Below are 19,431 nucleotides of genomic sequence, written 5' to 3'. Positions count from 1 at the left end.
CTACAGGTCGATGACGGCGAACGGGCGGCCCGCGGCGTCGAGGGTCGAGAGGCGGCCCCCGCACTCGTCGCGGATCGTCGCCAGCAGGCCGCCGAGGCGCTCGCGGTCTTCTCCGGGCGTGAACACGATCCGGCGGATCTGACGCCGGCGGATCAGCTCCATCAGGCCCGTGAACGCGTCGAACGCGCCGATGTCGATCTTCATGATGTCGATCCGCAGCGCGTCGTCCAGCCCTTCGGCCTCGGCGCGCACCTCCACGTCGTGCTCGGTGAGCCGGTTGGCGGCGAGGTTGTCGCGCAGGACGGCGGCCGTGGCCGGGTCGGCCTCGAACGCGATGACCTTGCCGGCGGCGCCGACGCGCTGGGCGGCCAGGACGGTGAAGTACCCGATGCCGGCGCCCACGTCGACGAAGGTCTGGCCGGGCTTGAGCTCCGAGGCGAGGAAGCCGGTCAGCGCCGGCTCGATCGCGCCCCGGGTCACCAGCGGCGGCATGAGGCCGTAGTCGTCGGAGGGGACCAGGAGCGTCGCGCCGTACGCCGCTTCGACCAGCATCCGGCCGTTGCCGATGTAGGTGCCGCGCATCCCAGAAGAAGGCGTCTGCAGCGACAGCAGCGTACGCGCGTTGCGGGCCGGGTTGTCGCTCATCGCGAGCCGGGCGCGGGCGGCCAGGCCCTCGCCCTCGGGCTCGCCGTAGACCACGACGTCGGGCACGTCGCGGCCCCCGGCCAGCTGCCGCATGAGTCCGGCCATCGCGTCGCCGACCGCCTCGGTCACCTGCGGCACGCCCTTGACGACGAGCGCCAGCTCCATGCCGGGCGTGGCCATGGCCAGCTCCATCGCGGCGGCCAGCACGACGGCGGCCGGTTCCACGAGGTCCGGGTCGACGTCGACGACGATCCGGTCGACCGGTGAGGACTTCGCCGCGGCGGCGGGCGCCGGCGCCTCCGCGACGGGGGCCGGGAGCGCCGGGGCGTCCGCGGGGAACGCCGACAGCCAGTGGCACACGGCGTAGGCCGACGGGAACGTCGCGCCCGCGCGCGGGGGTTCGGTCCAGTGGTACGGGTAGAAGACCTCCGACCCGAAGACCGCGGGCGTCACGCGGCCGAGGCCGTCCTGCTCGGCCACGACCCGGGTGAGCAGTTCCGCGCCGGTCTGCTCGTCGCGGGGCCTGCCGGGGCGCCACGCGACCGAGTTCGGCAGCGCGGCCACGACGGCGGCGATGAGCGGGTGCCCGGGCGCGGCGCCGAGCACGCCGTCGGCGAGGCGGAAGCCGTCCTCGCGCGCGCAGAACACGTCGAGGCCGCCGAGCAGCGGCTCGATGTTGCGCAGGCACTCCAGGTCGGTGCCGAGGAACACGCCGCCGTGGGCGAGCAGCAGCTCGTACCGGAGGATGTCCTCCTTCTGCCCGGGCGGCGCCGCGTCGAAGAGCGCCTGGTTGGTCAGCGGCGGCAGGCCGGCGCCGGTCCAGAGTTTGAGCTCCCAGCCGGGATGGTGGCGCAGCCAGCTCTCGCCGAACGCGCGCTCGCGCTCGGTCAGCGGGCCGTCGAGCTTGATGCGGTGGAAGACCCGCGGGACGAGCAGTCGTTCGAGCACCGCGGTCATCGAAAACTCCCCACCAGGTCGCGGATGTTCAGCAGGCGCCGCAGGGTCTCGGCGAGCTCGCCGCGCGGCAGCGGCAGGGCGTGGCGGGCCGGGTCGTGGCCGTCGACGGGGGCGAACGAGGCGACGAGGTCGCAGGCGCGCCACAGGTCGTCGGCGCCGTCGCCGGCCAGCATCTCGTAGTCGCAGGGCACGTCGATGTCGGCGGCGGTGATGGTGAGCCCGGGCGGCACCCCGACGACGAGTGTCGCCGCGCCGGACGGCGTCCGCGCGAGCTCCGCGGCGACCTCGTCGAGCAGCGGCGAGAGGGCGCTGATGCCGATGCGCAGCGGGCGGCCCTCCTCGCGGGCGGCGGTGCGGCGGGTGACGAGCAGCCAGCCGAGGCTCGCCTCGATGGAGCTGACCGTCACCAGGTCCTGGTGCATGCGGTCGCGCAGGGTGCCCTTGCCGTGCGGGTCGTGCGCGCGGCGCAGCTCCTCGACGGTGGACGGCCGGTCGGTGGTCATGAGGCGCAGGCGGGCGTCGGTGCGCCGGCCGACCTTGCGGGTGGTCGCCTCATAGGTGGTGCCGCGGTACGCCGGGTGCGTACGCAGGTCCGGGTGCCGCTCGGCGAGGTGGGCCCGAGCCTGCCCGACGCGACCGGCCCGGCGCATGAGCGACACCGGGTCGAGGCCGATCCGCACCCGCTGCACCGCGTGCCGGTTGTGCACGACGCGCAGGCCGCGGGCCTTGCGGGAGAGCCGGTAGGCGAGGTCGGCGTCCTCGGCGAAGGGCACCTCGAAGCGGGCGTCGCCGAGCACCGAGCGGCGGATGCTGGAGCGGCCGCCCCAGAACTGGTGCCAGTCGCCGATGCCGTAGTGGCGCAGGCCGTCGTGGCTGCGGTACACGGTGCCCCGGAAGGCGAGCCAGGCCTCGACGGTGCAGGCCCGGTCGGCGGTGGGGCCCGTCCAGCCGAGCACCGCGTCGACGTCGTTGCCGTGCTCGACGTACGTGCGCAGGTGTTCGGCGAGGCACCGGGGCGCGGGTTCGTCGTCGTCGTCGAGGAAGAACAGGATGTCGGCGTGGCTCGCCTCGATGCCGACGTTGCGGGCCTCGCCGGGGCCGGTGTTCTGGTCGAGCCGGATGAAGGTCAGGTCGAGCCGGTCGAGGAAGGGCAGCACGACCAGCTCGGCGGACTCGGCGGAGCCGTCGTCGACGACCACGACGTGGAAGCGCTCGCGGGGCAGGGTCTGCTCGCACAGGGCGGCGAGGCAGTCGTGCAGGGCGGCGGGGCGCTGGTAGGTGGTGACGATGACGCCGAGGGTCAGGTCGGTCCTGGGTGGTTCGAGGTCGCCGGCGAGCTCGCGGTACACGTCGGCCCACCCCTTGCCGGCGCCGGGGCTGGAGTGGTCGAGCACGGGGCTGCCGGGGTCGAGCCAGTCGGCGAGCAGGCCGCGGTGGTCGGCGACGCAGACGAGGTCGGCGCGGGTGAACTGGTCGGTGAGGAAGACCTGGGCGGCCTCGCTCGGCGGCGGCTGCCATCCGGCGTGGACGCTGACCACGAGGGGCAGCCCCAGCAGCCAGGAGCGCTCGAGCAGGGCGGCGTCGGCGAGGTCGCCGGCGAGGTGGACGTGCACCACGTCGACGTCGCGGCCGGCGAGGAGCTCGGCCAGGAGCCGCTCCGACGGGGTGTCGCCGAAGAAGGGTTCGGGGCCGGGGATTTCCAGGGTGTACTGCCTGACTCCCTGCTCCAGCCCGGTCTCCCGGAGGGTCGCGGTCCCCTGGGCGCGGGTCGGCTCGATGGCCAGCACGTCCCAGCCGCGGGCCGCCACCTGCCGGGCCAGCGTGGCGCAGCGCCGATACGCGATCGAGTCGCGCGAGGGAAGGATGACGGCCGCACAGGGCCGGCGTGTGTTGTTCCGCACACCGGCCCCATCGGCACCCGATTCACACCTTTAGGAAAACCTTCGGCTCCTCGGCGGCGTGCTGGGGCTTGGTCCGGGGCCGCATGAACCGCGGCGCCCACCAGTTCGCGTCGCCCAGCAGCGTCATCAGCGCGGGCAGGACGACCGCGCGGATGATGGTCGCGTCGAGCAGGATCGCCGCGGCCAGGCCGACGCCGAGCTGCTTCATGTCGATCGTGCTCAGGGTGGCGAAGATGGCGAACACGGCCACCATCACCACGGCGGCGCTGGTGACCACGCCGGCCGAGCCGGAGATGCCCTGGGCGACCGCCTCGCGGGTGGGCAGGCCCCGGCGGACCGCCTCGCGGATCCGGCTGACGACGAAGACGTGGTAGTCCATCGACAGGCCGAAGAGGACGACGAAGAGGAACAGCGGCAGCCAGGACACGACGGCGTCCATGGACTTGAAGCCGAGGATGCCCTCGGCCCAGGTGCCCTGGAAGATGAGCACGACAAGGCCGTACGACGCCGCCGCCGACAGCAGGTTCAGCGCGATGGACGTGAGCGCCACGACGACCGAGCGGAACGTGAACGCCATGACGATGAAGGTCAGGACGAGCACGAAGCCGACGACGAGCGGCAGCTTGTGCTTGATGTGCGCGGCGTAGTCGACGTCGGCCGCGACGAACCCGCCGACGGCGATCTCCGCGCCCGGCACCGCGCCGAGGGTCTGCGGCACCAGCTGGGTGCGCAGCCGGGTGAGTGACTCCTTGGCCTGGTCGGAGCGGCCCTCGAACGGGGTGGCGACGTCGAGCACGGCGACGCGCCCGTCCTTGGACACCTGGACCTGCGGCTCCTGCTCCAGGGGCGCGAACAGCGGGTCGGCGGCCGCCTTCTGGGCGAGCTGGGTCAGGGCCGATTTGGTGGCGTCGAGCTGGCCGGCGGGGACCCGCACCGCGACCTCGTGCACCGTGCCGTTGCTCGGGAACGCCTTCACGAGGCGGTCGTACGCCTGCATCGCCGGCGTGGTCCGGGGCAGGTCCTCCATGCCGGGGAAGGTGAGCCGCATGCTCAGCGCCGGGGCGGCGAGGGCCAGCAGGGCGAGCACCGAGATCGCGAGGGTCGCGGCCGGGCGGCGCAGCGCGGGCCGCAGGATCGCCGACCACACCCGGGATCCGCGCTCGTCGGTGCGGGGCTTGGTGAGCCGCCACAGGAGCGGGACGCGGGGCCGGTCGATCCAGCGGCCGAGCTTGGCCAGCAGGGCCGGCAGGACGGTGAGCGAGCCGAGCACGGCGACGAGCACGACGAGGATCGAGCCGAGCGCGAGGGACGAGAACACGACGTCGCCGGCGAGGAAGAGCCCGGCCATGGCGATCGTCACGGCGATGCCGGAGACGACGACGGCGTGCCCGGAGGTCTCCGCGGCGATCTCGACGGCGTCGAGGTGGGCCCGGCCCTTGGCCCGCTCCTCGCGCTCGCGGCGCAGGTAGAACAGCGAGTAGTCGACGCCGACGGCCATGCCGATGAGCAGGATGACGCTCGAGGTGGTGTCGGTCGAGGGGACGAGATGCGAGGCGAGCGTGGACAGCCCGAGCGCGGCCGCGACCGAGGAGAGCGCGAGCAGCACCGGGATGCCGGCCGCGATGAGCGCGCCGAAGGCCACGATGAGGATCGCGAAGGTGACGGGGAGGCTGAGGTACTCCGCGCGCTTGAAGTCCTGCCCGAGCGTGTCGTCCATGGCCTTGGAGATGGACGGGCCGCCGGTCTCCTCGACCCGCAGGTCCGGGTGGCGGCGCTGGACGTCGGCGGTGGCCGCGGTGAGCGGGGCGAGCCGGTCCGAAGCGGTGTCGGGGCCGCCCTTCAGGGTCACCCGGACGAGCACGGCGCTCTGGTCGCGGGCGGGCAGCGGGTCGGCGACCTCGGCGACGTCCGGCAGCGCCTGCATGGCGGTCTTGACGTCGGCGGCCGCGGCCATCGCCGCGTCGTGGTCGAGCGCGCCGGTGCGCGCGGTGATGAGGACGCTCTCGGCGGCCGGGTTGTCGAAGTGCCCGTCGTCGACGATGACGCCGGCCCGGCCGGACTCGCCGATGGCCTGGTCGCGGTTGGTGGCCTCGACGGTGCCGGCCATGTTCCCGCCGACGAAGCAGACGGCGACGAACGCGACCCAGAGGGCGATGGCGCGCCACGGGTGCTCGGCACTCCAGCGCGCGATGCGAACCGTTACTGGTCTCTTCTCCACGCCGATGACGCTATGGATCGGGCGTGCCGCGGACATCCGGGCTGCACCCGGCCCGCACCCGGATCCACGAACCGGGGGTTCCCCTGAGTATCAGGGGCCGCACGGTGCCACCGGTCTGCAACCGAGCGGCAACCGAAGAAAGCACCGTTCTGCCTCAACATGGCCGGGACCGGGCCGATGCCTCCAGTGAGCAAGGATGGCTCACCCCTACGCCAATGGACTGGCGACACACCGACGGGGGTCCGATTTTCGTGCTCGAGGACACCACCCAGGTCACCCTGCACGGCGCCCTGACGGGGCTCGCCAAGCGCCAGCGGGTGATCGCCGACAACATCGCCAACATCAACACGCCCGGCTTCCTCGCCGGCCGCGTCGAGTTCGAGGACGCCCTGCGCATGGCCGTGGAGGCGGGCAGCCCAACGGACGCGAGCATCACGACGGCGCGGTCGCTGGAGCCCACCCGCGAGGACGGCAACAACGTGAACCTCGACCACGAGGTCCTGTCGAACATCGACACCGGGCTGCGGTACCAGACCATGCTGCGCGCGACCGACGACAAGTTCGGGCTCCTGCGCACGGCCATCCGGGGCTGATCGCGATGACCATCTTCGGCGCGATCGGCATCGCCGGCACGGGCGTTACCGTGTATCGCAAGTGGCTCGACGCGGTGTCGGACAACATCGCGAACATCAACGACGCCGTGCCGACGAGCGGACAGGCGTTCCGCGCCCGTTACGTGCAGGCGCAGGCGGTCCACTACGGCGACGGCGAGGGCGGCGTCCGGGTCGCGGGCACGGCGCTCGGCGATCCGAAGGGGCGGCTGGTGTACGAGCCGGACAACCCGCTCGCCGACCGGGAGGGCTACGTCAAGTACCCCGACATCGACCTCGGCAGCCAGATGACCCAGCTGATCATGGCGCAGCGCGCGTACCAGGCGAACCTGACCGTCGTCGACCGCGCCAAGGACCAGTACCAGGCCGCGATCCAGGTCGGTAAGGGCTGAGCATGAGCATCGACGCGATCCAGCCGCTCGGCGCCATCTCGCCGCTCTCCTCCGTCATGAACACCACCGGCACGTCCGGGTCCTCGGCCGACCCGGCGGCCGGGATGCAGTTCGGCAACATGGTCGCGCAGGGCCTGCAGAAGCTGCAGGACGTGCAGAACACCGCCGACAACCTCGCCGTCGAGGCGGCCACGGGCCGGCTCACCGACGTGCACGACTACATCATCGCCGCGACCCAGGCCAGCCTCGCCACGAGCCTGACGGTCGCGGTGCGCAACAAGGCCCTTGACGCCTTCAACGAGATCATGAGGATGCAGGCCTGATGCGTGACCGGCTCACCGCGCTCGGCCGGCGGGGGCTGGACGGCTGGAAGTCGTTCAGCCCCGGGCAGAAGGCCGTCACGATCTTCGCCGTTCTGGCGCTCGCGATCGGCGGCTACTTCTTCGCGAGCTGGTCCGGCAAGCCGGCCATGGCCCCGCTGTTCTCGAACCTGGCGTCCGCGGACGCGAGCGCCATCGTGGACAAGCTCAACGCGGACGGGGTCACGTACTCCCTCTCCGACGGCGGCGGCACCATCAACGTGCCCGCCGACCAGGTGTACGCGCTGCGGATCGAGATGAGCGGGGCCGGGCTGCCCGCCCAGGGCGACGCCGGGTACGCGCTGCTGGACAAGCAGGGCATCATGACCAGCGAGTTCATGCAGCAGGTGACGTACCGCCGCGCCCTGGAAGGCGAGCTCGCCAAGACCATCGGCTCGATCAAGAACGTGAACTCGGCGTCGGTGCATCTGGCCATCCCCGAGAAGGACGTGTTCACCGACGACCAGCAGGCCCCGACCGCCTCCGTGCTGGTGAACACGGGCAACCAGTCGCTCACGGGCGACCAGGTCACGTCGATCGTGCACCTGGTGTCCTCCAGCGTGGAGGGGCTCGAACCGGGCGCGGTGACGGTCGTCAGCGCCGGCGGCAAGGTGCTGTCCACGTCCGACGCCAGCGGCGGCTCCGGCGGGGACGGCGGGGGCGCGGCGACGTCGGCCTACGAGCAGCGGCTGCGCACGGCCGTGCAGACGATGCTCGACACCGTCGTCGGGCCCGGGCACTCGGCCGTGAACGTCACCGCCGCGCTGAACTACGACAACACCGAGACCAAGACGCAGAAGTACGTCGCCGACCCGGCCGTGCCGCCGCTGTCGGAGCAGAAGAAGTCCGAGCAGTACTCGGGCGGCAACGGGGTGCCGGTCGGCGGGGTGCTGGGGCCGGACAACATCCAGGTGCCGAACGGGACGGGGGCCGGCGGGGACGGGCAGTACCAGCAGACCACCGAGACCCGCAACAACGCGGTCGGGATGGTCACCGAGACGACGAAGAGCGCGCCCGGGCGGGTGGACAAGCTCGGCATCGCGGTGATCGTCGACAGCGCGGTGGCGAAGGTCGACCTGGCCCAGCTGCAGCAGCTGGTCTCCTCCGCGGTGGGGCTGGACCCGGCCCGCGGCGACCAGATCGCGGTCTCCTCGATGGCGTTCGACACCTCCGCGGCCACCGCCGAGCAGAACGCGGCCAAGGAGGCGGCCAAGGGGCAGCAGGCGCAGGTGATGCAGCAGTACATCCAGATGGGCGCGATCGTGCTCGCGCTGCTGATCCTGCTCATCATCGCGGCCCTGGCCCAGCGCAAGCGCAGGAAGGCGGAGAAGCAGAAGCTCACCGAGGAGCAGAGCGCCGCGCTCGAGGAGATGCAGGCCGCGATCGAGGCGGCCCGCGCCAAGCTGGCGCTCGAGGGCGGCGGCGGCCCGGGCGGGGCGGCGGCCCTGGAGGGCGGGGGCGCGCCGGGCGACGAGTTCGACCGCGACGGCCGCTTCCGCGACCTCACGACGATGGTGGAGAAGCAGCCCGACGAGGTCGCGCAGCTGCTGCGCGGCTGGCTCGCGGACCGGCGCGGGTGACGACCATGCTGAGGGTGATCAATGGTCACGGGTGAGATGACGGGGCTGCGCAAGGCCGCCATCCTGCTCGTGCAGATGGGCAAGGACGAGGCCGCCAAGATCATGGCGCACCTCCGTGAGGCGGAGGTGGAGGAGCTCACCGCCGAGATCGTGCGGCTGGGCCAGGTCGAGGCGGACGTCGCCAACGTGGTGCTCGAGGAGTTCCACGACATGGCGACCGGGCACAAGTACGTGGGCCAGGGCGGCATGGACTTCGCCCGCGACCTGCTCGAGGCCTCGCTGGGCCGGGAGCGGGCCGGCGAGATCGTGGGCCGGCTCAACACCGTGTTCATGGACGTGCCGTTCGGCTTCCTCGGCCAGGCCGACCCGCGGCAGCTGCTGTCGTTCCTGCAGGACGAGCACCCGCAGACGATCGCGCTCGTCCTCGCGCACATGACCGCGACGCAGGCCTCGCAGATCCTGTCGGGCCTGGCGCCGGAGCTGCAGGCCGACGTCGCGCACCGCATCGCCGTCATGGACCGCACCTCGCCGGACATCATCCGCCAGGTCGAGTCGACGCTGGAGCGCAAGATGTCCTCGGTGCTGCAGCCCAACGACCTGTCGAACGTCGGCGGCCTGGAGCCGCTGGTCGAGATCATCAACCGGACCGACCGGGCCACCGAGCGGCTGATCCTGGAGGGCCTCGCCGGGCGCAACCCGGAGCTGGCCGAGGAGATCCGCTCGAAGATGTTCATGTTCGAGGACATCGTGTCCCTCGACGACCGCTCGATCCAGCTGGTGCTGCGGCAGGTGGAGACCAACGACCTCGCGACCGCGCTCAAGGGCGTGCGCGAGGAGGTGCGCCAGAAGGTCATGAAGAACCTCTCCGAGCGCGCCGCGGAGAACCTGGCCGACGAGATCGAGATGCTCGGCCCGGTGCGGCTGCGCCAGGTCGAGGAGTCGCAGGCCAAGATCGTCCAGGCCATCCGCACGCTCGAGGAGTCCGGCCAGATCGTGATCAGCAGGGGCGATGACGATGAGTTCGTCGGCTGACTTCGCCCCGGCCGAGTTCCCGCCGGCCGGGCCCCGGGACGACTATCCGCTGGCGTTCCCGCCGCCGGAGCGCAAGCCCGCGGGCGCTCCGCGGCCGGCCTTCCCGCCGCCCCCGCCCCCGCCGGTGACCCCGGCGACGCGGGCGTTCCCGCCGCCGGAGGAGCCGCCGACGGTCCGCTTCGGCGAGAATGTCCTGCGCGACGGCCGGGCCGGCTCGGCCCCCTCGGCCCGCTTCGACGTCGACCTGCGCGAGCGCGAGACGGTCCCGCCGGAGCTGCTCGCGCGGTGGCGGGGCGAGGCGGAGGCGACCGGGTACGCGGCCGGCTGGGCGCAGGGGCTGCGCGAGGCCCGCGAGGAGGCGACGCGGACCGCGGCCGTCGTCGCGCAGCAGGCGGCGCAGACCGCCGACGCGCAGCGGCAGCGGATCGAGCGGGCACTGCTCGGGCTCGGGCAGGCGGCCGTGGCCCTGGAGGGGCGGGCGGTGCCGGCCGCGCACGACATCGAGGAGCAGATCGTGGCGACGGCGTTCGCGATCGCCGAGGCGGTGCTGACCCGGGAGCTGCGCACCGCGACCGAGCCGGGCCGGGACGCACTGGCCCGCGCGCTCGCGCTCGCGCCCTCGGCAAGTCCGGTGACCGTACGGCTCAACCCGGCCGACTTGATGACGATTGGCGAGACGGAACTGGTCATGGACGGCCGCACGGTGACGCTCGTGGACGATCCGGGCCTGCGCTCCGGCGACGCGATCGCGCTGTGCGACGCCACGACCGTCGACGCCCGGCTGGGCCCCGCGCTCGACCGGGTCCGGGAGGTCCTGCAGCAGTGACATCGGCGCTTCCAGCGGGGCTGACTCAAACGAGTCGGCTTCAGCAACGGCTTCTGGCCGCCGCGCACGCCGCCCACCCGCGCGTCACCGGGCGGGTGGTGTCGATCGTCGGCCTGTCGGTCACCGTGGCCGGGGTCGAGGGCAGCGTCGGCGACCTCGTCGAGATCGGCGACCCGCAGCGCGGTGCCGTCGTGCCGGCCGAGGTCGTCTCGCTCAACGGCGACCGGCTCGCCTGCCTGCCCCTCGGCCCGCTCGCCGGCATCGGCACCGGGAGCCCGGTCAGCAGCACGGGCGCGCCGCTGCAGATCCCCGTCGGCCCCCAGCTGCGCGGGCGCATCCTCGACGGGCTCGGCCGCCCGATGGACAACGGCCCGGCGCTGTTCGGCCTCGAGCACGTCTCGGTGGAGAACGACGCCCCGATCGCGCTCGAGCGCGGGCGCGTGCTGGAGCCCCTCTCGCTCGGCGTGCGCGCGCTCGACACGCTCGTGCCGTGCGGGCGAGGGCAGCGGATGGGCATCTTCGCGGGCTCCGGCGTCGGCAAGAGCTCGCTGATGTCGATGATCACCCGCGGTACCGACGCCGAAATCTCCGTCATCGGGCTGGTCGGCGAGCGCGGGCGCGAGGTGCGCGAGTTCATCGAGAACGACCTCGGCCCCGAGGGCCTGGCCCGCTCGGTCGTGGTCATCGCCACCTCGGACCAGCCGCCGTTGGTGCGGCTGCGGGCCGGGTTCGTGGCCACGCGCATCGCCGAGTACTTCCGCGACGGCGGCCAGGACGTGCTGCTGCTCATGGACTCGCTCACCCGCACGGCCATGGCCCAGCGCGAGGTCGGGCTGTCGGCGGGCGAGCCGCCGGCCACCCGCGGGTATCCGCCGAGCGTCTTCGCGCTGCTCCCCCGGCTGCTGGAGCGGGCCGGACCGGCCCCGGTGGGCAGCATCACCGGCCTCTACACCGTGCTCGTCGAGGGCGACGACCACAACGAGCCGATCGCGGACTCGGCGCGCTCGATCCTCGACGGCCACATCACGCTCGACCGGCGCCTGGCCACGTCCGGGCACTTCCCCAGCATCGACGTGCTCGAGTCCGTCTCCCGGGTCGCGAACGCGGTGACGACCCGCGAGCAGCGGGCCGCGGCGACCGCGCTGCGCCGGATGCTGGCCGCGCACCGGGACGTGCGGGAGCTGGTGGAGATCGGGGCGTACCAGGCCGGCACCAACCCCGACGCCGACCGGGCCCGCGAGCTGTGGCCCCGCATCAACGACTTCCTCCGGCAGGACATGGAGGACACCACCCCGGCGCCCCGGGCGTGGCAGCTGCTCGACGAACTCCTGGCAGGTGGCTGATGGCCAAGAGCGGATTCCGGCTGGGCGCCGTGCTGCGCGCCCGCAAGGCCCAGGAAGACATGGCAAAAGCGGCGGTCGTACGCGCACGAGCCGACGCCGCCGACGCCGTCCAGCGCGTCCGCTCCCGCGAGCGCGACCTCGACGGCCGGGCGGTGCCCAACGCCGCGACGGCCGCGGCGTACGCGGCGACACTGACCGCCCGCCAGGCCCTCGCCGGCGAGCTGGCCGCCGCGATCGGCCTGAGCCGGCTCGCCGACGAGACCGTCGAGGAGCGCATGCGCGAGCTCACCGACGCCGCCGTCCAGCGCCGCACGATCGAGAAGCTCCAGGAGCGCCACGACCTCACGCGCAAGCGCACCGAGGCGGCCGCGGAGGAGAAGGCGGTCGACGACCTCACGACGTCGAGCTCCTACAAGGAGGACCGGCAGTGACCGTACTCGAGGCCCAGTCCCGCGTCGCCGAGATCCGCTCGATGCTCGGGCTGCACCGCCCCACCGCCCTGGACGCCGGCTCGTCGTTCAAGGACGCGCTGCAGTCCCAGGTGGACACCGCGTCGACGGCCGCGCCCGCGCTCGGCCGCACCACGGCGATCACCGGCAACCAGGTCGTCGAGGCGGCGCAGAAGTATGCCGGGACGCCGTACAAGTTCGGCGGCAACACCCCCGAGAGCGGCCTGGACTGCTCCGGCCTGGTCCAGCGCGCCTACGCCGACGTCGGCATCAAGCTCCCCCGCACCGCCAAGGACCAGGCGAGCTTCGGCACCGCAGTGTCCTCGCTGGCCCAGGCCCGCCCCGGCGACCTGCTCGCGTTCGGGCGCCCGGTGAACCACATCGCCATCTACGCCGGCAACGGCACCATGGTCGTGGCCCCGCACACCGGCACCGTCGTGCAGACCGAGAAGGTGACCGGCACCCCGACGGCGATCCGGCGCATCATCCCGACCGCGAGCGCGACCACGCCCGCGATCCGCCCGGCGGCCCTCTCTTCGACGCAGCTGCCGGAGTCGGTACCGTACGCCGACCTCTTCCAGTCCTCCGGCGCCCGCTACGGCGTCTCCCCCGCCCTGCTGGCCGCGGTCGCGAAGGTGGAGTCGGGCTACAACCCGAACGCCGTGAGCCAAGCGGGCGCGCAGGGCCTGATGCAGATCATGCCCGGCACCGCGCGCGGCCTGGGCGTGAACGCGCTGGACCCGGCCCAGGCCGTGGACGGCGCGGCCCGGCTGCTGTCGTCGCATCTCAAACAGTTCGGCAGCGTGGACCTGGCGCTGGCCGCGTACAACGCGGGCGGGAGCGCGGTGAGCAAGTACGGCGGCATTCCGCCCTTCGCCGAGACCCAGGCCTACGTCCCGAAGGTGAAGGCGGCCCTGGCCCAGCTGTCGCCCCGCGCGATCGGCCCCCTGACGGAGTCGACGACGCTCACCCCGTCGACACTGGCCGCCCTGTCGCTGGGCGCCGGCGCGTCGCCGTCCCTCGCTTCCCTGATGTCCGCGGAGTCCACTTCGGACGGAGGTCTCCTAGCATGATTCCCGCCGCTTCGGCCACGACGAAGACCACGGACACGGGGCTGCCGTCGTTCCTGGGTGGACCGTCCACACTGGACGAGACCTTCGCGGCCGCGCTGGAGGCCGCCAAGAGCGCCGAGGCTCTGGTGGTGCGCCCACGGTTCACCCGCGACCAGCTCCGCTCGGCGGTGGCTCCCGCGGTGGACCCGGCCGCCCCCTTGGTGAACCTCCTGCAGAACGCCATGGCGCGCACGGTGCCCGACCAGGACCAGGACCAGCCGCCCCTTGCGGTCCCGGACATCACCGCGGCTCAGGAGGCGGCGGTCCTGGACGCGGCAATGCGCATCGCCGGGGTCCTGGTGGTCGCCCGGCAGCCGCAGCCTGAGATCTCCCGCGGCACGCCCCTTCCCGGTGCGGTCCCGGTCCCGGCCTCGACTCCGGCCCCGGCTCCGCCGCCGACCGTCGTCCCGGTCGTCACGACCGCGCCGAACGCTCCGGCCGCCGACGCCGCCGTCCGCGCCGCCCTCGCGGCGGACCTGGAGTCCAAGCTGGCGGCGGCGGCCATGGGCACGCGGCCGACCACGATCGTCACCGCGCCGGTGGTCGTGCTCCCGGCCACGTCCGAAGTCGCCCTGCCCGCCCAACCGGCCGTGTCCCGCCCGCCCGCGTCTCCTACAGCGGCCGCGCCTTTGCCCACGACCGCGCCCTTGCCCGCGACCACGGCTCCTATTGCGGCCGCGACTCCGACTCCGCCCGCTTTGCCCACGACCGCTTTGCCCACGACGGTGCCCGCGACCCGGACCTCGACCGCGACCCCGGCCGCGACCCAGACGTCGACCCCGCCCGCGACCGCGACTCCGACTCCGCCCGCGACGCTGACTGCGCCCGCGCTGCAGACCTCGACCGCGACCTCGGCCCCGCCGCCGGCCGCCTCTTCTGGTCCGGGCGCTGGTTCAGCCCCCATCACGACCGCGCCATCCGTCTCGACCCCGACCTCGGCCGCTTCGAGCCCGGCCAAGGCGAGCTGGGTCGTCACGGCCCGCTCCCCCGAGCCGGGCATCGTCGTGGGCGAGGCCGTCCTGCGCGACGGCAACGGGCTCGTGGCCGCCGAGGTCATCGCCACCACGGCACAGGCCACCGCGGCCCCGGCCACCCGGTCGCGGCCCGGAGTCCCCACGGCAACCGGCGCACTCGGCCCCGCCCCGCTTGCGAACACGGCCCCCAGCACCGCGGGGGCACCCACACCCACCGCGGCCATCCCCATTCCCGTCGCGGCCGCCCCGGTCACCACCGCAGCAGCCCCGACCGCCGCGTCTCCCCCAGCCACCGCTTCTGCTCCGGCCGCCGCTTCTGCCCCGGCCGCCGCTCCTGCCCCGGCTGCTTCCGCCCCGGTCGCCGATGCCGGTTTTGTGCCCACCGGTTTTGCGCCCACCGGCAACCGGCCCGCGCCGACCGAGGCGCCCATCGCGACGACCGGCACCACGCAGCATCCGAACCCCGGCTTCAGCCCCATGACGCCGGACATTCGCGCCGCGCCACCCGCGAACACCACGTTGCCGGCGCCCCACGTCGCCGCCGCGGCGCCCGACCCGGGCTTCAGCTGGGTGAACGGGATCGTCGCCACCGCGGCCGCGCCCAGAACCGAGAGCCCCGCGAAGCCGGATGACGGCGCGCCGGCCACGGACACGAGCACCGCCGGCCTCGTACCCAGCCTCGGCGCGACCGGCCTGGCCGTCCCCGCCGGTGTCAGCGTCGGCGGCGGCGGGGTCGGGCAGGGCATGAGCGGCGGCACCGGCGGGAGCGGTTCGCAGACGGCCGGCAACGGCCGCGCGGTCACCGGGGTCGCGGCGGGCGGCAACACGTTCGCGGCGGTCATCGGGGGCGTCGGCGGCACCGCCGTGGACGGCAGTGGGCTGCTCGGGGGCCAGGCCGCGTGGTCGAGCGTCGCGCCGCAGCTCGTGAGCGTGCTCTCGCCGCTGCGCAAGGGGCCCGACGGGGTGCACCGGATGACGGTACGGCTCGACCCCGAGGAGCTCGGCCCCGTGAGCATCGTCGCCGAGGTGCGCGACGGGTCGATCTCGGTGCACCTGCGCGCCGATCGCGAGACCGGCCAGGCCGCGCTGCAGGCGGCGCTCCCCCAGCTGCGGCAGGACCTCAGCTCGGCCGGGTTCGCCCAGTGCGCACTCGAACTGAACCAGCAATCCTCCTTCGCGGGCAACGAGTCGCAACATTTCTCAGGTCGGCACCCGGAGGGACGATCTCAACAACGAGCGCCCGAACGCGTCGAAACGGTCGCGGAGCCCACACCGGCCGAGCCCACGGACGGACTCGACGTCCGCCTCTGACCCGGCCCGAACGCCGGCCGGCAGGCCGACAGGCCGACAGGTCAGCAGCAAGGCGGACCCGCCCGCATCGCGGCTCGGCCACCACCGGCCGCATCGCACCAGCACCATCGCGGCCCAGCACCACCCACCGCACCGCGGCGCGAGCAACACCAGCACCACCCACCGCACCGCGGCGCGAGCAACACCAGCACCACCCACCGCACCGCGGCGCGAGCAACACCAGCACCACCGGCCGCACCGCACCAGCGGCACCCGCCGCACCGCGGGCCGAGCAACACCAGCACCACCGCGACCCAGCAGGACGGGCCGCGCACCGGACCGAACAAGGGAGTGCGCCATCACCGCCCCGACGCCGGTCAGTGGCAGCGTCGCCGACTACGTGCCGAAGACGTACGCACCGACCAAGCAGACCGATGCCACGACCACGAAGCAGGACCCGGACAAGCCCGCGAAGCCGGGCGGCGATCTGGGCAAGGACGCGTTCCTGAAGCTGCTCGTGGCCCAGCTGAAGTATCAGGACCCGAGCAAGCCGATGGACAACTCCGAGTTCCTGGCGCAGACCGCGCAGTTCACGACGGTCGAGAAGCTCGAGGACCTCGCCACGGCCGAACAGAGCATGCTCAACGCGCAGCTTCAGCTCGGGGCGAGCAACCTGATCGGCAAGACGGTCACGTACGCGGACAAGGACGGCCACCCGATCACCGGCGTCGTGTCGTCCGCCAAGTTCTTCACCGGCGGCCCGCCCACCCTGCGCGTGGGCAACACGGACATCGCCCTGGCGAGCGTGACCGAGGTGTCGGACGGCCAGACCCCGCCGGCGACCCAAAACGCGCAACCCGCACAGCCGAACGCGCAGAACACGCCACCAGCCGCGCAGAACACGCCCGTGCAGACCGGCCAGCCCGCGCAGCCCGGCGCGCAGCAGCAACAGCAGCAACCAGCGGGGACGAACCCGTCAGTGCCGGCCCGACCCGCGCCCGGCCAGCCCGCGTCCTGAAAGGAAACCACCCCACATGCTCCGCTCACTCTTCGCCGGCATCAGCGGCCTGCGCGCGCACCAGCAGATGCTGGACGTGACCAGCAACAACATCGCCAACGTGAACACGGTGGGGTACAAGTCCGCGCAAACGGTCTTCGCCGACACGCTGAGCCAGATGATGCGCTCGGCCGGTGCCCCGCAGCCGGAGATCGGCGGCACGAACCCGGCCCAGGTCGGCCTGGGCGTGCGCCTGGCGGCGATCAACACCACGTTCGTGCAGGGCTCCGCGCAGACGACCGGCCGGGCCACCGACGTGATGATCTCCGGTGACGGCTTCTTCGTCGTGAACTCGGTGAACGAGCAGCTGTACACGCGGGCCGGCGCGTTCAACTTCGACGCCGAGGGCAAGCTGGTCACCCCGACCGGCGCCGCGGTGCAGGGCTGGCCCGCGGTCAACGGCGTGGTCAACAGCAACGCCCCGCTCGGCGACATCCGCCTGCCGATGGGCACGCTCATCGCGCCGACGGCCACCGACACCGTGGTCGTCGCGGGCAACCTGCCGGCGAACGCGCCCGATCCCTCGACGATCACCCGGTCCATCAAGACGTACGACGTCACGGGCAACACGGTCAACCTGACCCAGACCTTCGACTTCACGGGCGGGGCGTGGTCGGTCACGTTGTCCGACGGTACGAACAGCGTCGGCCCGACCGCGTTGACCTTCGGTGCCAACGGGCAGATCACCGGCCCCACGTTCACCGACAAGAACGGTGCCACCAAGGTCGGCATCATGTACGACCCGCTGGCCTCGGGCTCGGGCATCGGCGTGGACCTGGCGGGCCTGACGGAGTACACCGGCAACACCACGGTGCAGCCGCTCTCCCAGAACGGCGCGCCGGCCGCGACGCTGCAGTCGTTCAGCATCAACCCCGACGGCCAGCTCGTGGGCGTGTTCTCCAACGGCAACAAGCAGACGATCGCCCAGCTGGCGCTCGCGAACTTCAACAACCCGCCCGGCCTGGAGAAGACCGGTGACTCGCTGTACCGCTTCACCGTCAACTCCGGCCTGGCGCAGGTCGGTGCCCCGGGCACCAGCGGCCTCGGCACGCTGCAGAGCGGCGCCGTGGAGATGTCCAACGTCGACCTCGCTCAGGAGTTCACCAACCTGATCGTCGCCCAGCGCGGCTTCCAGGCCAACTCCAAGGTCATCAGCACGTCGGACGACGTGCTCCAGGAGCTGGTGAACCTCAAGCGGTAAGTCCTAGGAGGGCGCCGTGATTCTGCTGACCCGACTCAACGGCCCGGTGTTCGCGCTCAACCCCGACCTGGTCGAGCGGGCCGACTGCACCCCGGACACCGTGATCACGCTCGTCGACGGCACCAAGTACCTCGTCGCCGAGTCGCTGCCCGAACTCGTGGCGCTCGTGCGGCAGTACCGTGCCTCGGTCGTCGTCGAGGCGCAGCACCTGGTCGGGCAGACGCCGGACGAGCGCGCCGAGGCCGCCGCCGAGCGGGTCAAAGAGACCAACGTCGTCCGTCTGCACCGTCGGGAGCGCTAGGCACCATGGATCCGGCAACCCTCGCAGGAATCGTCCTCGCCTTCATCGCGATCTTCGCCGCGATGATCCTCGAGGGCGGCAGTCCCGGCTCGATCTTCCTGGTCGCGCCGCTGGTGCTGGTGTTCGTCGGCACCCTCGGCGCGGCCATGGCCGGCGGCATGCTCAAGGACACCATCGGCCTCGTCGACTCGTTCAAGCGGGTGCTGCTGAGCAAGTCCGCGGTGTACGACTCCCTCGTCGAGGACATCGTCAAGCTGGCCGAGAAGGCGCGGCGGGAGGGTCTGCTGGCCCTCGAGGACGCGATGAAGGAGGTGCAGGACCCCTTCCTGAAGAAGGGCCTGCAGCTCGCGATCGACGGCACCGACTCCGAGGAGCTCGCCGCGATCCTGGAGGCCGAGGTCGAAGCGAAGAAGAAGGCCGACAAGCAGGCCGCGGCGATCTTCACGGCCATGGGCGGGTACGCGCCGACGATCGGCATCATCGGTACCGTCATCGGCCTCATCCACGTGCTGGAGAACCTCAGCCAGCCCGACAAGCTGGGCCACCTGATCGCGGGCGCGTTCGTGGCCACCCTGTGGGGCGTGCTGTCCGCGAACGTCATGTGGCTGCCGATGGGCGCCAAGATGAAACGCCTGTCCGACATCGAGTGCGGGCAGATGGAGCTGGTCATCGCCGGCATCATCAACATCCAGGCGGGTGCCAACCCGCGTCTGGTCGCGCAGAAGCTGCGCAGCCTCCTGCCCCCGGGCGCCTCCAAGGAGAAGGAGAAGGCCGCGTAACCGGCCCACACCGACTCGGCAACCGCCCGGCACTCCGGTGTCGGGCGATCGGCCCGATGTAATCCCCGACGGCGTTACAACGACCTGAAGGGGGCCGCCGGGATGAGTGGTGGTGGACACGCGGCGAAGGCCGGCGCGCACGCCAAGCACAAGAAGGGCGGCCACGAGGAGGAGGAGCACGAGAACCACGAGCGGTGGCTGGTGTCCTACGCCGACATGATGACCCTGCTCATGGTGCTGTTCATCGTGCTGTTCGCGATCTCCCAGGTCGACCAGAAGAAATTCGCCGAACTCAAGAACGGCCTCGCGGTCGGCTTCGGCAACCCCTCCGTCGCCTTCAACGGCGGCGAGGCCAGCCTCATGGAGTCCTCCGACTCCAACAGCCCGATGGACCTCTCCTCCGG

18 protein-coding genes are annotated in these 19,431 nt (G+C 72.6%); 15 read left to right on the top strand and 3 right to left on the bottom strand.

Features of this window, described 5'->3' with window-relative positions:
* From ABT369_RS56175 to ABT369_RS56165, 3 genes are read right to left on the bottom strand one after another with little or no spacing between them, the layout of a single operon-like run.
* Nucleotides 1-1,602 (bottom strand): FkbM family methyltransferase, encoded by a 1,602-nt coding sequence (locus tag ABT369_RS56175; protein WP_350626695.1) that lies wholly within the window; start codon nucleotides 1,600-1,602, stop codon nucleotides 1-3.
* The gene (locus ABT369_RS56170) at nucleotides 1,599-3,503 is read right to left on the bottom strand and encodes a glycosyltransferase (protein WP_350626693.1); all 1,905 of its coding nucleotides are present in this window, start codon (nucleotides 3,501-3,503) and stop codon (nucleotides 1,599-1,601) included. Before ABT369_RS56170 ends, ABT369_RS56175 begins: the two co-directional genes overlap by 4 nt.
* Nucleotides 3,504-3,525: 22 nt before the next feature.
* Nucleotides 3,526-5,721: an MMPL family transporter gene (locus ABT369_RS56165; protein WP_350626691.1), complete on the bottom strand. Its 2,196-nt coding sequence runs from the start codon at nucleotides 5,719-5,721 to the stop codon at nucleotides 3,526-3,528.
* Nucleotides 5,722-5,936: 215 nt separating this feature from the next.
* Here ABT369_RS56165 and ABT369_RS56160 point away from each other — a divergent pair, with 215 nt between their 5' ends.
* The 15 genes from ABT369_RS56160 to ABT369_RS56090 all read left to right on the top strand — a co-directional run.
* Nucleotides 5,937-6,314 (top strand): flagellar basal body rod protein FlgB, encoded by a 378-nt coding sequence (locus ABT369_RS56160; protein ID WP_350626689.1) that lies wholly within the window; start codon nucleotides 5,937-5,939, stop codon nucleotides 6,312-6,314.
* Between the two features lie 5 nt (nucleotides 6,315-6,319).
* Nucleotides 6,320-6,724 carry a flagellar basal body rod protein FlgC gene (locus tag ABT369_RS56155; RefSeq protein WP_350626687.1) on the top strand — a complete coding sequence of 135 codons (405 nt, stop codon included), beginning with the start codon at nucleotides 6,320-6,322 and terminating at the stop codon, nucleotides 6,722-6,724.
* 2 nt (nucleotides 6,725-6,726) lie between these two features.
* Nucleotides 6,727-7,047 carry a flagellar hook-basal body complex protein FliE gene (fliE, locus tag ABT369_RS56150; RefSeq protein WP_350626685.1) on the top strand — a complete coding sequence of 107 codons (321 nt, stop codon included), beginning with the start codon at nucleotides 6,727-6,729 and terminating at the stop codon, nucleotides 7,045-7,047.
* Nucleotides 7,047-8,663, top strand: coding sequence for a flagellar basal-body MS-ring/collar protein FliF (gene fliF / locus ABT369_RS56145; protein WP_350626683.1), 1,617 nt, complete (start codon nucleotides 7,047-7,049; stop codon nucleotides 8,661-8,663). Before fliE ends, fliF begins: the two co-directional genes overlap by 1 nt.
* A gap of 21 nt (nucleotides 8,664-8,684) precedes the next feature.
* Nucleotides 8,685-9,695 carry a flagellar motor switch protein FliG gene (gene fliG, locus ABT369_RS56140; RefSeq protein WP_350626681.1) on the top strand — a complete coding sequence of 337 codons (1,011 nt, stop codon included), beginning with the start codon at nucleotides 8,685-8,687 and terminating at the stop codon, nucleotides 9,693-9,695.
* Nucleotides 9,679-10,521: a FliH/SctL family protein gene (locus tag ABT369_RS56135; protein WP_350626679.1), complete on the top strand. Its 843-nt coding sequence runs from the start codon at nucleotides 9,679-9,681 to the stop codon at nucleotides 10,519-10,521. The genes fliG and ABT369_RS56135 overlap by 17 nt, the downstream gene beginning before the upstream one ends.
* Nucleotides 10,518-11,864: a FliI/YscN family ATPase gene (locus ABT369_RS56130; RefSeq protein WP_350626678.1), complete on the top strand. Its 1,347-nt coding sequence runs from the start codon at nucleotides 10,518-10,520 to the stop codon at nucleotides 11,862-11,864. The genes ABT369_RS56135 and ABT369_RS56130 overlap by 4 nt, the downstream gene beginning before the upstream one ends.
* Nucleotides 11,864-12,295 (top strand): flagellar FliJ family protein, encoded by a 432-nt coding sequence (locus ABT369_RS56125; protein ID WP_350626676.1) that lies wholly within the window; start codon nucleotides 11,864-11,866, stop codon nucleotides 12,293-12,295. The genes ABT369_RS56130 and ABT369_RS56125 overlap by 1 nt, the downstream gene beginning before the upstream one ends.
* On the top strand, nucleotides 12,292-13,386 hold the full coding sequence (locus ABT369_RS56120) for a transglycosylase SLT domain-containing protein (protein WP_350626674.1): 1,095 nt from the start codon (nucleotides 12,292-12,294) through the stop codon (nucleotides 13,384-13,386). Before ABT369_RS56125 ends, ABT369_RS56120 begins: the two co-directional genes overlap by 4 nt.
* A complete protein-coding gene (locus ABT369_RS56115) occupies nucleotides 13,383-15,710 on the top strand; it encodes a flagellar hook-length control protein FliK (RefSeq protein WP_350626672.1) in 2,328 nt (775 codons plus the stop codon). The genes ABT369_RS56120 and ABT369_RS56115 overlap by 4 nt, the downstream gene beginning before the upstream one ends.
* A gap of 379 nt (nucleotides 15,711-16,089) precedes the next feature.
* On the top strand, nucleotides 16,090-16,707 hold the full coding sequence (locus tag ABT369_RS56110; protein ID WP_350626670.1) for a flagellar hook capping FlgD N-terminal domain-containing protein: 618 nt from the start codon (nucleotides 16,090-16,092) through the stop codon (nucleotides 16,705-16,707).
* A 16-nt stretch (nucleotides 16,708-16,723) separates the two neighbouring features.
* Nucleotides 16,724-17,947, top strand: a complete 1,224-nt coding sequence (locus tag ABT369_RS56105) for a flagellar hook protein FlgE (RefSeq protein WP_350626668.1) — start codon at nucleotides 16,724-16,726, stop codon at nucleotides 17,945-17,947.
* A gap of 16 nt (nucleotides 17,948-17,963) precedes the next feature.
* Nucleotides 17,964-18,248: a flagellar FlbD family protein gene (locus ABT369_RS56100; protein ID WP_350626666.1), complete on the top strand. Its 285-nt coding sequence runs from the start codon at nucleotides 17,964-17,966 to the stop codon at nucleotides 18,246-18,248.
* A 5-nt stretch (nucleotides 18,249-18,253) separates the two neighbouring features.
* Entirely contained in the window at nucleotides 18,254-19,027 is a 774-nt protein-coding gene (locus ABT369_RS56095) for a flagellar motor protein (protein ID WP_350626664.1), read from the top strand.
* A 102-nt stretch (nucleotides 19,028-19,129) separates the two neighbouring features.
* Nucleotides 19,130-19,431 (top strand): flagellar motor protein MotB (locus ABT369_RS56090; RefSeq protein WP_350626662.1); only part of this gene is annotated, 302 nt, incomplete at its 3' end.

The sequence above is a fragment of the Dactylosporangium sp. NPDC000244 genome, from assembly GCF_040300725.1.
Lineage (GTDB): Bacteria > Actinomycetota > Actinomycetes > Mycobacteriales > Micromonosporaceae > Dactylosporangium.
Note: the sequence above shows the minus strand (reverse complement) of the source record. Positions and strands in the feature narration are given on the sequence as shown.

Coding starts and splice junctions, on each gene's coding strand:
- ABT369_RS56175 (WP_350626695.1), bottom strand. CDS start 1,602: ATGACCGCGGTGCTCGAACGACTGCTCGTCCCGCGGGTCTTCCACCGC.
- ABT369_RS56115 (WP_350626672.1), top strand. CDS start 13,383: ATGATTCCCGCCGCTTCGGCCACGACGAAGACCACGGACACGGGGCTG.
- ABT369_RS56155 (WP_350626687.1), top strand. CDS start 6,320: ATGACCATCTTCGGCGCGATCGGCATCGCCGGCACGGGCGTTACCGTG.
- ABT369_RS56125 (WP_350626676.1), top strand. CDS start 11,864: ATGGCCAAGAGCGGATTCCGGCTGGGCGCCGTGCTGCGCGCCCGCAAG.
- fliF (WP_350626683.1), top strand. CDS start 7,047: ATGCGTGACCGGCTCACCGCGCTCGGCCGGCGGGGGCTGGACGGCTGG.
- ABT369_RS56095 (WP_350626664.1), top strand. CDS start 18,254: ATGGATCCGGCAACCCTCGCAGGAATCGTCCTCGCCTTCATCGCGATC.
- ABT369_RS56135 (WP_350626679.1), top strand. CDS start 9,679: ATGAGTTCGTCGGCTGACTTCGCCCCGGCCGAGTTCCCGCCGGCCGGG.
- ABT369_RS56160 (WP_350626689.1), top strand. CDS start 5,937: ATGGACTGGCGACACACCGACGGGGGTCCGATTTTCGTGCTCGAGGAC.
- ABT369_RS56105 (WP_350626668.1), top strand. CDS start 16,724: ATGCTCCGCTCACTCTTCGCCGGCATCAGCGGCCTGCGCGCGCACCAG.
- fliG (WP_350626681.1), top strand. CDS start 8,685: ATGGTCACGGGTGAGATGACGGGGCTGCGCAAGGCCGCCATCCTGCTC.
- fliE (WP_350626685.1), top strand. CDS start 6,727: ATGAGCATCGACGCGATCCAGCCGCTCGGCGCCATCTCGCCGCTCTCC.